We start from the raw sequence: 10,085 nt of genomic DNA on the forward strand, positions 1-10,085 counted from the left end.
GCGCCGCTCCTTCTCATCGCTGCGCTCTGCATCGTCGTCGGCGCGGGTCATGGTCACTCACACGGCTTCTCGGCCGCCGCTTGAGCCTTTTGCAAGGCCTCGGCCAACGCCTTGAGCACCAACTCGGCGACCGCCCGGTGGGCTTCGAAGTTCCAGTGGATGCCGTCGGGGTTGCCCCGCCCGCTCGTGACCTGTTCGGCCACGGCGGCCTTGAGGTCCGCCAGCGGAACGTCGTGGCTTTGCGCCCATTCGGTGATCGCCGCCACGGTGCCCGGGCGGCCGTGATGCGCCTTCCCGTAGGTCTCGGCGATATGCACGGACGGCAGGGAGGCCACGATCGGGATGCCCGGTCGGTTGAAATCGATTGCGGCGCGGGTTTTTTCGAGATAGCCGGCACTCAGGTGCGGAGGCAGCGCGGGCCTGGCCACCGGCGAGAGCCGGGGCTGCACCCAGCCGTACCCGTCGCGCACCCAGCGGCGCAGCCACGACGGGCGCACGTAACGGATCAGCTCGCGCAGCGCCGTCGGCAGCACCGACGGCAGCGAGTCCATCCCGCCGGTCGCGAAGATGACCGCGCCCGCCCTGGGCAAGGCCGCCCAGGCGCGCGGGTCCTGGGTCGCCGCCCACCAGATGTCCCGGCAGGTCCAGCCGATACGGCCGATCAACTCTAAGTCCCAGTCGAGCTGTGCAGCAACGAGATTGGGCCAAATCCGCGGGTCGTCGGCGGGCAGCCCCCCGGTGGGCCCGTAGTAGGCCAGGGAGTCGGCGAACACCAGCAGCGCGGGACGTGCCTCAGAGGACATCGCCGAACACCTGCGCCGAAGCGTTCCAGACATCCAGCCGCCAGCCGATGGCGTCGAACCCGTCGCCTTCGCCGCGGGAGTGGCCGGACAGTTGCACCCAGCTCGCGTTGCCCATGCCGCCCAGGACCGGCCAGTTGCCGACCGGCAGCCTCAGCAGCGCGGCCGACAGCGCGGCGATCAGCCCACCGTGGGCGACGAGCACCACGGGCCGATCCGGCTGGTCGGGGTCGCCCCACTCCGGGTTGGCGGTGACCAGCTCGGCGACCAGCGGCAGGCTACGCGCGGCCACATCCACCCGGCTTTCCCCGCCGTGCGGCGCCCAGGTGGCGTCTTCGCGCCACGCCAGCCGGGCCCCCGGCGCCTCGGCGTCGATCTGGGTGTGCGTCAACCCCTGCCAGTCCCCGAGATGGGTTTCGCGCAGCCGCTCGTCGACCCGGACGTCCACGCCGGCCCGCTCCCCCAGCGTCACCGCCGTGTCGTAGGCGCGCCGCAGGTCCGAGGAGACGATCAGCAGCGGCTGCTGCTTGCCCAGCGCCTCGGCGGCGGCGACCGCCTGCGCCCGGCCCAGCTCACTGAGCTCGGTGTCCAGCTGGCCCTGCATCCGGCTACCGAGGTTGTAGGCGGTCTGGCCGTGCCGCACCATCACCAGGCGACGGATTCTCATCGCGGATCCACCGGTTCCGCCGACAGGTCCACCGGCACCACCGGGCAGTCGCCCCACAGCCGGTCCAGCGCGTAGAAGTCGCGGTCGTCCTGATGCTGGATGTGCACCACGATGTCGCGGTAGTCCAGCAGGGTCCAGCGGCCCTCCCGGGTGCCCTCGCGGCGCGCGGGCTTGTAGCCGGCCCGGCGCATCTTCTCCTCGACCTCGTCGACGATGGCGTTGACCTGCCGCTCGTTGGACGCCGAGGCGATCACGAAGCAGTCCGTGATGACCAGCTGGCCCGAGACGTCGATGACGATGACGTCGTCGGCGAGTTTGGCGGCGGCCGCACCGGCGGCCACGGTCGCCATGTCGATGGCTTCCTGCGTGGCGCTCATGTGTCGTTGCCCGTGGCCGGTCCGGCCTGTTCGGTCGCGCAGTAGAGGCCGCGCTTGGAGACGTACTGCACGACGCCGTCGGGCATCAGATACCACAGTGGGCGCGCCTCCCCGGCGCGCCGGCGGCAATCGGTCGACGAGATCGCCAGCGCCGGGACCTCGACGAGGGTCAGCGCGTCGGCGGCCAGCTCGCCCAGCACCCCGGTGACGTGCTCACCCTGCAGTTCGTAGCCGGGGCGGCTGACGCCGACGAAGTGGGCCAGGCCGAAGGCCTCCTCCCAGCCGCGCCACGACAGGATGGAGGCCAGCGCGTCCGCCCCGGTGATGAAGTACAGCCGGGCATCCGGGTTGACCGCGTGCAGGTCGCGCAGCGTGTCCCGGGTGTAGGTGGGTCCGGCGCGGTCGATGTCGACCCGGCTCACCGAGAACCGGGGATTGGACGCGGTCGCGATCACGGTCATCAGGTAGCGGTCCTCGGCGGCCGACACCGGCCGGCCCTTCTGCCAGGGCTGGCCGCTGGGCACGAACACCACTTCGTCGAGGTCGAACAGGTCGGCGACCTCGCTGGCGGCAACCAGGTGGCCGTAATGGATCGGATCGAACGTCCCACCCATCACCCCCAGCCTGCGCAGCTCCTTTTGCACGGTTTGCCAGCTTACTTGAGCCGGCGGGGACGGCCGATTTCCCGGCAGGCGGCCGGGCCGTCACCCGCGGGCGCGCCGGGTCACACGGGCAGCAGCTGGTCGATCACCGTGGCCAGTTGCTTGGCGGACCGGCACTCGTGCATCGTGATCGCCTCCTGGTAGCGCGGCACCGCGGAGTCGCCGCTGCCCCACAGGTGGGCGGGCTCGGGGTTGAGCCAGTGCGCGTGCCGGCTGGCGGTCACCATGTCCGACAGCACGTCGATGGCCGGGTCGCGGTAGTTGGTGCGGCCGTCGCCGAGCACCAGCAGCGAACTGCGCGGCGACAGCGCGTTGGGAAAAGCCTGCACGAACGACACGAACGCGTTGCCGTAGTCGGAATGGCCGTCACGGCTGTAGACGCCGGCCTCCCGGGTGATCCGCTGGATGGCCACGGCCAGGTCGGCCTCGGGGCCGAACATGTGCGTCACCTCGTCGGTGGTGTCGATGAAGGCGAACACGCGCACCCGCGAGAACTGTTGGCGCAACGCATGTACCAACAGCAGCGTGAAGTGGCTGAAACCGGCCACCGAACCCGAGACGTCACACAGCACAACCAGTTCCGGACGCGCCGGGCGGGGTTTGGCCAGCACCACGTCGATCGGGACGCCGCCGGTCGACATCGACCTGCGCAGCGTCTTGCGCAGATCGATCGTCCCCGAGCGGGTGCGGCGCCGGCGCGCCGCCAGCCGGGTCGCGAGCGTGCGCGCCAGCGGTGCCACCACCCGCTGCATCTGGCGCAGCTGTTCCCCGGACGCGCGCAGGAACTCGACGTTCTCCGAAAGCTGTGGAATGCCGTACATCTGGACATGGTCGCGACCCAGCTGCTCGGCGGTGCGTCGCTTGGTCTCCGCGTCGACCAGCTTGCGCAGCTGGGTGATACGCTGTGCGGCAAGTGCTTTGGCAATCTGCTCCTGGGTGGGCGTGGGCTCGTCGCCGTACGGGGCGAGCAGCCCGGCCAGCAGCTTGCCCTCCAGCTCGTCCAGTGCCATGGCCTTGAGCGCCTGGTAGGACGAGAACGACGGGCCGCGGCTGGAGCTGTATTTGCCGTAGGCCTCGACGATGCGGGCGATTATCGCGACCAGGCGCTCGTCCAGGTCGGCGAGATCCGGGTTCTCGGTGAGCATCTCCAGCAGCATCTGGCGCATGGCCTCGACGTCGTCGGGCGGCAACGAGTCGTCGCCGGCGTCGCCGGCGTCGGCTTCTGAGACCACCGCGCGGGCCCCCAGCGCCGCCGGGAACCACAGGTCGAACATGGCATCGTAGGTCTCGCGGTGGTCGGGCCGGCGCAGCACGGCGCAGGCGATGCCCTCGCGCAGCACCTCCCGGTCGGCCAGCCCGAGGGTGGTCATCACCCGGCCGGCATCGACCGTCTCCGATGGCCCCACCGAAATCCCTGCCCCGCGAAGGGCTTCCACGAAGCCCACCAGATGGCCGGGCAGCCCGTGCGGGGCGAGCGGCCGGGCGGGTCGGATGCGGCGGGCGGCCATCAGTTCAGCCCCATCAGTTCAGCCCCATCAGTTAAGCCTCAGCTCCCCGCTCGCGCGCTGCTGGTCGGATTGGTGCTTGAGGACCACGCCGAGCGTCTGCGCGACGACGGCGTCGTCGATGGTGTCCAGGCCGAGCGCCAGCAGCGTGCGGCCCCAGTCGATCGTCTCGGCGATCGACGGCACCTTCTTGAGCTGCATGCCGCGCAGCACGCCGATGATGCGTACCAGTTCCTCGGCGAGGTGCTGGGGCAGCTCGGGAACGCGGGACAGCAGGATCCGGCGTTCCAGGTCCGGGCTGGGGAAGTCGATGTACAGGAACAGGCAGCGACGCTTGAGCGCCTCCGACAGTTCGCGGGTGGCGTTGGACGTCAGCACGACGAACGGCGCCCGCTCGGCGGTGATCGTGCCCAGCTCCGGGACGGTCACCGCGAAGTCGGAGAGCACCTCCAGCAGCAGGCCCTCGATCTCGATGTCGGCCTTGTCGGTCTCGTCGATCAGCAGCACCGTCGGCTCGGTGCGCCGGATGGCGGTCAGCAGCGGACGGGACAGCAGGAATTCCTCGCTGAACACGTCGTCCTTGGTCTGGTCCCAGTCGCTCCCCCCGGCGGAACCGGAATTCGAGCCGTGCGCGGCCTGGATGCGCAGGATCTGCTTGGCGTGGTTCCACTCGTAGAGCGCGCGCGCCTCGTCGACCCCCTCGTAGCACTGCAGGCGGACCAGTCCCGACCCGGTGGCCTGCGCGACGGCGCGGGCCAGTTCGGTCTTGCCGACACCGGCGGGCCCCTCCACCAGCAGCGGCTTGCCGAGCCGGTCGGCCAGGAACACCGCCGTCGCGGTGGCGGTGTCGGGCAGGTAACCGGTCTGGGCCAACCGCCGCGAGACGTCCTCGATGTCGGCGAACAGCGGCTTGGGCCGGGCGGGCACGCTCACAATCGCATTCTCCTCAAGCATTTTTGGTGGCAGGTCAGGCCGGGCGGATCTGCCCGTCCCCCCACGCGATCCACTTGGTCGAGGTCAACTCCGGCAACCCCATCGGTCCCCGGGCATGCAGCTTCTGGGTGGAGATGCCGATCTCGGCGCCGAAACCGAACTGCTCCCCGTCGGTGAACGCCGTCGAGGCGTTGACCATGACGGCGGCCGCATCGACGCCATCCGTAAAGCGTTGTGCCGCAGCCATATTGGTGGTGACGATGGCTTCGGTGTGCCCGGTGCCGTACTCGTTGATGTGGGCGATGGCGGCATCGACGCCGTCGACCACCGCGAGCGCGATGTCCATCGACAGATATTCGCGGCGCAGGTTCTCCTCGCCCGCGCCTTCGGTCAGGCCCCCGTGCACGGTCACCCCGGCGTCCCGCAGCGCGGCCACCAACCTGGGCACCGCGTCGGCGGCGATCGCCGCGTCCACCAGCAGCGTCTCCGCGGCGTTGCACACGCTGGGCCGTCGGGTCTTGGAGTTCAGCAGAATCCGTTCCGCCACGTCCAGATCGGCGCCCTCGTGCACGTAGACGTGGCAGTTGCCGACGCCGGTCTCGATGGTGGGCACCTGCGCGTCCCGGACGACCGCGTCGATCAGGCTGGCGCCCCCACGCGGGATCACCACGTCGACCAGGCCGCGCGCCTGGATCAGATGCGTGACCGTCGACCGGTCGGTGGCCCCAAGCAGCTGGACGGCGTCGGCGGGCAGGTCCTCGCCGACCAGCGCAGCGCGCAACACGTCGACGAGCGCCTGGTTGGACCGCACCGCCGACGAACTGCCGCGCAGCAGCACGGCATTTCCGGACTTGAGCGCCAGGCCGAAGGCGTCCACGGTGACGTTGGGCCGGCCCTCGTAGATCATGCCGATGACGCCCAGCGGCACCCGCTGCTGGCGCAGATGCAGCCCGTTGGGCAAGGTGTATCCGCGCAGCACCTCGCCGACCGGGTCGGGCAGCCCCGCGACCTGGCGCAGTCCCGCGGCGATTCCCTCCACGCGCCCGGCGTCCAGCGCCAGCCGGTCGAGCATCGCGGGCGCCGTGCCGGCCGCCCGTGCGGCACCGAGGTCGTCGTCGTTGGCCGCAAGGATCGACGCGGTGTGCGCCACCAACGCCGCGGCCGCGGACTGCAACGCGGCGTCCTTGGCGACCGTCGGCAACACCGCGAGCGTGCGGGCCGCGACACGGGCGCGGCGCGCGGCGTCGTGGACTTCCTGGCGCAAATCGGGGCGCGACGGTGCTCCCACACTCATTGCACCCCGACTCATTGACCCAGGGTATCGGTCCACGGATCACCGGGCGAAGCGGCCCGCGTCTGCCCGCGGGCCTCACCCGACCCGCTCACCGCGCCGAACCTGCCGCGCTTTGGTCTGGCGCTCGTCGAGGATGTGGCCGAAGTTCTGCAACAGCAACGGTTCACGCATCACCAGCTGCTCGAGGTGCTCGCGACCGATCTCCAAAGCGGTCACCTCCTCCAGCGCGTACGCGCTGGAGAGGTTCGGCTGCCTGGTCAGCGCCGTCAGGCCCAGAAACGAACCCTCGGCCAGGGTGCTGATCGGCACGATCGACCCGTCGCCGGCCGCGGCGGTCATCTGCACGCGCCCGGCCACCAAAAACGTCATGCCCGTCGGCACTTCACCGGCGTCTTCCACGATTTCGTCGGCGCCGTACCGGACGATCCGCGCGCACGACTGCAGCGACCGCTGTTCCTCGGCGTCGAGCCGCAACGCCGGCGCGACCACGGTGCGCAAGGCATGCGCCACACGTTCGGTCGTCGAAAACACATCGTCGGCGTCGTCGAGGTGCAACCCCGCCCGCCGCGCGGCGTACCAGATCCAGCGCAGGAATGTCGCCTTCGCGGCGCCCGCGTCGGCCGGCGAGCTCAGCCCGATGGTCGTGCGGTACTCGGCGCCACCGAGTGGTACCGAACGGGGCAGCACGCCCGGCTTGCACTGCGGTAACGCGCGCGCAGCCCGCGACAACACCGCGCACACCCGGTCCGGCGGATCGGCGCCGGCGAACGTCGTGGTGATCTCGATCTTGTGTGCGCCGGGCGGGCGGCTGAGATTCGTGAACGCGGTGGTGGCCAGGACCGAGTTCGGCGTGACGCGCATTCCGCTGCCGGTGTCGATGTGCACGGCGCGCCAGTTCACCTCGACGACGCGTCCCCGCGCGGTCCCGGTGTCCAGCCACTCGTCGATCCGGAAGGGTTGCTCGAAAAGCATGAACAGCCCCGACACGATCTGGCCGACGGAGTTCTGCAACATCAGCCCGATGACGACCGAGGTGACGCCCAGCGCGGTGAACAGGCCGCCGATCCGCACGCCCCAGATGGAGGACAACATCACCGCCAGACCGACGCCGATCACGGCGAAGCGGGCCACGTCCAGGAAGATGGCGGGCATCCTTTTGCGCCAGCTCTTTTCGGGCGCGCCCTCGAACACGGTCGCGTTGAGCCCCGAAAGCACCAGCACCAGCACCAGGAACCCGAACACCGTGGTGAGGATGCGCACCGGGATATCCCCGGCCGGCACCTCGGAGGCCTGCACGAGCAGCAGCAGCAGCGCGCCCAGCGGCACCAGGTAGTTCCGCAACACGCTCACCGGCCCCGCCAGGCGGTTGTCCCGCCGCGCGAGCGCATCCTGCAGCTCGGTGAGGACGATCAACCCGAGCGGGAGGCCGACCGCGATGCCGATCGCCCAGTAGAACCACGACGATTCGAAGGCGTTCATCACCGCTCCAGCAGTCGGTAGATCGCCTGGTCGGTGCCGCCGACCGGGATCGTGCCGGCGGGAGCGAACTGCCGCACGTCCCGCATCGCCTCGTACACCTGTGAGCTGACATAGATCCCGGGTTGCGGTGCGCCACTGTGCATTTGATGGGCCAAACTGACGGCACCGCCCCACATGTCGTAGACGAGGCTGGAGCGGCCCACCAACCCGCTCACCACGTTGCCGGTGTTGACGCCGATCCGCAGGGCCAGCTTGTGCTCGCTCTGGTTGTTGAACCGATCGATGATGCGCCCGATCTCGAGCGCGAAGTCGACACTGCGATGGATGCTGTCCAGCCGGGGAGTGACGAGCCCGCAGCTGGCGAGGTAGCCGTTGTGCACCGTGCGAATCCGCTCGATGCCGAGCGATTCGGCGGCGGAGTCGAACTGGCGGAACAGGTCGTTGACGATCCCCACCAATTCGTCCTCCGACAAGTTGTTGGAGAGTTCGTCGAGGCCGACGATGTCGGCGTAGATGATGGCGACGTCCTGGTGTTTCTGGGCGATCGTCTCCTCACCGTCGCGGTAACGCTGCACCACGGACTCGGGCATCAACGCCAGCAGCAGGCGGTCGTTTTCGCGGCGCTGCTCGTTGAGCAACTCCTCCTTGATCGCCAGGTTGCGGCTCATCTCGTTGAACGCCGCTGTGAGGTCGCCGAACTCGTCGCGCGAGTTGACCGGGATGTTCACGTCGTAGTCGCCGGAACTGATCTTGCGCGTGCCGTTCTCCAGGCGGCGGATCGGCTGCACCGCCGCGCGGGCAACGAGCATCGAGGCGACACAGATGGCGAAAATCATTGCCGTCACGGCGATGACCAGGGTCTTGCTGAACCGTCCCAACCGGGCGAACGCATCGGAGTCGTCCCGCGTCGCCAGGACCGACCAGTGCAGATCCGAGTGCGCCACGTCCAGGGGGGCGTAGGCCTCCAGCTCCCCGTTCCCCGTGTAATCGGTGGCTCTGATCACCCCGGTCTCGCCGCGTTGGGCGGCGCGAAGCCCCGCGCTGGGCACCGGCTGCACGAGCACCGTGGTGTGCAAACGGAGCGCGCGGTCCACCACGTCGGGCGGCGTGCCGGCGTTGATGGCGGCGCGCCGGTAATCCTGCGGATCCTGCAGGAAGGTCCGAGAATCGGATCGCATCAGGTTGTCCGGACCCGCCAGGTAGGTCTCGGTCGCGGCGCCCATGCCGGCGGCCCGCCAGTGCCCGTCGGCGGTCATGATCTTGTTGAGCTTGGCGATCGGCACCGGCAGGGCCATGACCCCGTCGATCTTGCCGTTCATGCCCACCGGCGAGACCACCCATGCCGTGGGCAGGTCGAGGTGTGGCTGATACGGCTGAAAGTCGGTGATCCAGACGAAATCGACGTCGTTGGAGGCCAAGGCTTTTTGGTAGGCCTCCCGCAGTTTCGATTCGCGATAGGGGCCGGTGAGGATGTTGGTCCCCAGGTCGGCTCCCTTCCGGACGCTGTAGACGACGTTGCCCTGCATGTCCAGCAGCAGCGCGTCCGGGAAGTCGAAGCGCGTGACGATACCGCGGATGTAGAAGTCGAACCGCGCGTTGGCCGCCGACCACGCGCTGCCGTCGCCGGCGTCCTCGACCGGCAGCGAGTCGGCGGCGGGCCTGGGCGGTGCGGTGTAGTGGGCCTGCACGTACTTCTGCGCGTTGGCACTCGGCAGCACCGCGTTGATGTCGATGGTGTCGCCGGTGGCCTGCCTGATCGGTTTGATCACGTCGTTGTCGTAATAGCCGACGAGCGCCTGCTGCTGGGCCGGGGTGATCGTCGCGTTGGCCAATTGCGCGAAGCCGTCCGTGAACGCCGTTGTCGCCTCGTTGATGCTGAAACCGCCGCTGTAGACGATCAACGAATTCGTCACTTGCCGGAACAAAGACTCCACCGAGCGCTTCTGGGACTGGCGCAATTCGATCAACCGCTCGGACTCGACATCCCGCAACGCGTTGCGGCCGGACATAGCGCCGATGAAGCCGATCACCGACACACCCAGGATGCTCGACAGCAGCAGCGCCACCAGGATTTTGGACTGGATACCGAACCGGAAGTGGGTCCACGGCAACAGCCGGCGGCTCCTGCGTGTCATTTCGGGCGGGGCGAATCCACCGGCGGTGCCACGGTGGTCCTCGCCGTCTGTTCGCCGGCTTGTTTCCCTGCTCATTTCAGAGGTCGGTTCGGCGTCTTTTACCCCGCTCGATGTCAATCGCCTCTCCGCCTTTCTTCGAGCCTTTCTTCGACAGGATTCGGCCCCGCTAAGCCAGCACAGTAGCGCGCGGACCCCCGGATAGCGCCGATTGCCGCAAAGCGGCGCTCCCCGCC

9 protein-coding genes are annotated in these 10,085 nt (G+C 69.2%); all 9 read right to left on the minus strand.

Going from position 1 to position 10,085, the window contains the following annotated elements; translation table 11 throughout:
• Positions 1 to 53 precede the first annotated feature (53 nt).
• Positions 54 to 803, minus strand: a complete 750-nt coding sequence (gene octT / locus FPZ47_RS04810) for a diglucosylglycerate octanoyltransferase (protein ID WP_144949178.1) — start codon at positions 801 to 803, stop codon at positions 54 to 56.
• Positions 793 to 1,467 carry a glucosyl-3-phosphoglycerate phosphatase gene (gpgP, locus tag FPZ47_RS04815; protein WP_144949181.1) on the minus strand — a complete coding sequence of 225 codons (675 nt, stop codon included), beginning with the start codon at positions 1,465 to 1,467 and terminating at the stop codon, positions 793 to 795. Before gpgP ends, octT begins: the two co-directional genes overlap by 11 nt.
• Positions 1,464 to 1,844 carry a ribosome silencing factor gene (gene rsfS, locus FPZ47_RS04820; RefSeq protein ID WP_144949184.1) on the minus strand — a complete coding sequence of 127 codons (381 nt, stop codon included), beginning with the start codon at positions 1,842 to 1,844 and terminating at the stop codon, positions 1,464 to 1,466. Before rsfS ends, gpgP begins: the two co-directional genes overlap by 4 nt.
• Positions 1,841 to 2,476, minus strand: coding sequence for a nicotinate-nucleotide adenylyltransferase (gene nadD, locus FPZ47_RS04825; RefSeq protein WP_281291807.1), 636 nt, complete (start codon positions 2,474 to 2,476; stop codon positions 1,841 to 1,843). The genes rsfS and nadD overlap by 4 nt, the downstream gene beginning before the upstream one ends.
• 92 nt (positions 2,477 to 2,568) lie before the next feature.
• The gene (locus FPZ47_RS04830; RefSeq protein ID WP_144949191.1) at positions 2,569 to 4,014 is read right to left on the minus strand and encodes a vWA domain-containing protein; all 1,446 of its coding nucleotides are present in this window, start codon (positions 4,012 to 4,014) and stop codon (positions 2,569 to 2,571) included.
• A 27-nt stretch (positions 4,015 to 4,041) separates the two neighbouring features.
• The gene (locus FPZ47_RS04835; protein WP_144949194.1) at positions 4,042 to 4,944 is read right to left on the minus strand and encodes an AAA family ATPase; all 903 of its coding nucleotides are present in this window, start codon (positions 4,942 to 4,944) and stop codon (positions 4,042 to 4,044) included.
• Positions 4,945 to 4,978: 34 nt separating this feature from the next.
• Positions 4,979 to 6,238, minus strand: coding sequence for a glutamate-5-semialdehyde dehydrogenase (locus FPZ47_RS04840; protein WP_168209363.1), 1,260 nt, complete (start codon positions 6,236 to 6,238; stop codon positions 4,979 to 4,981).
• Between the two features lie 75 nt (positions 6,239 to 6,313).
• On the minus strand, positions 6,314 to 7,717 hold the full coding sequence (locus tag FPZ47_RS04845; protein ID WP_144949197.1) for a mechanosensitive ion channel domain-containing protein: 1,404 nt from the start codon (positions 7,715 to 7,717) through the stop codon (positions 6,314 to 6,316).
• Positions 7,717 to 9,852, minus strand: coding sequence for an adenylate/guanylate cyclase domain-containing protein (locus FPZ47_RS04850; RefSeq protein ID WP_144949200.1), 2,136 nt, complete (start codon positions 9,850 to 9,852; stop codon positions 7,717 to 7,719). The genes FPZ47_RS04845 and FPZ47_RS04850 overlap by 1 nt, the downstream gene beginning before the upstream one ends.
• Between the last annotated feature and the right edge of the window lie 233 nt (positions 9,853 to 10,085).

Origin of the sequence: Mycobacterium helveticum, from assembly GCF_007714205.1 — a bacterium.
GTDB lineage: Bacteria > Actinomycetota > Actinomycetes > Mycobacteriales > Mycobacteriaceae > Mycobacterium > Mycobacterium helveticum.

Bases quoted from the DNA above. Each gene is read 5' to 3' on its own strand.
- FPZ47_RS04830 (WP_144949191.1), bottom strand. From the start codon at position 4,014: ATGGCCGCCCGCCGCATCCGACCCGCCCGGCCGCTCGCCCCGCACGGG.
- gpgP (WP_144949181.1), bottom strand. From the start codon at position 1,467: ATGAGAATCCGTCGCCTGGTGATGGTGCGGCACGGCCAGACCGCCTAC.
- rsfS (WP_144949184.1), bottom strand. From the start codon at position 1,844: ATGAGCGCCACGCAGGAAGCCATCGACATGGCGACCGTGGCCGCCGGT.
- FPZ47_RS04850 (WP_144949200.1), bottom strand. From the start codon at position 9,852: ATGACACGCAGGAGCCGCCGGCTGTTGCCGTGGACCCACTTCCGGTTC.
- FPZ47_RS04840 (WP_168209363.1), bottom strand. From the start codon at position 6,238: ATGAGTGTGGGAGCACCGTCGCGCCCCGATTTGCGCCAGGAAGTCCAC.
- octT (WP_144949178.1), bottom strand. From the start codon at position 803: ATGTCCTCTGAGGCACGTCCCGCGCTGCTGGTGTTCGCCGACTCCCTG.
- FPZ47_RS04845 (WP_144949197.1), bottom strand. From the start codon at position 7,717: ATGAACGCCTTCGAATCGTCGTGGTTCTACTGGGCGATCGGCATCGCG.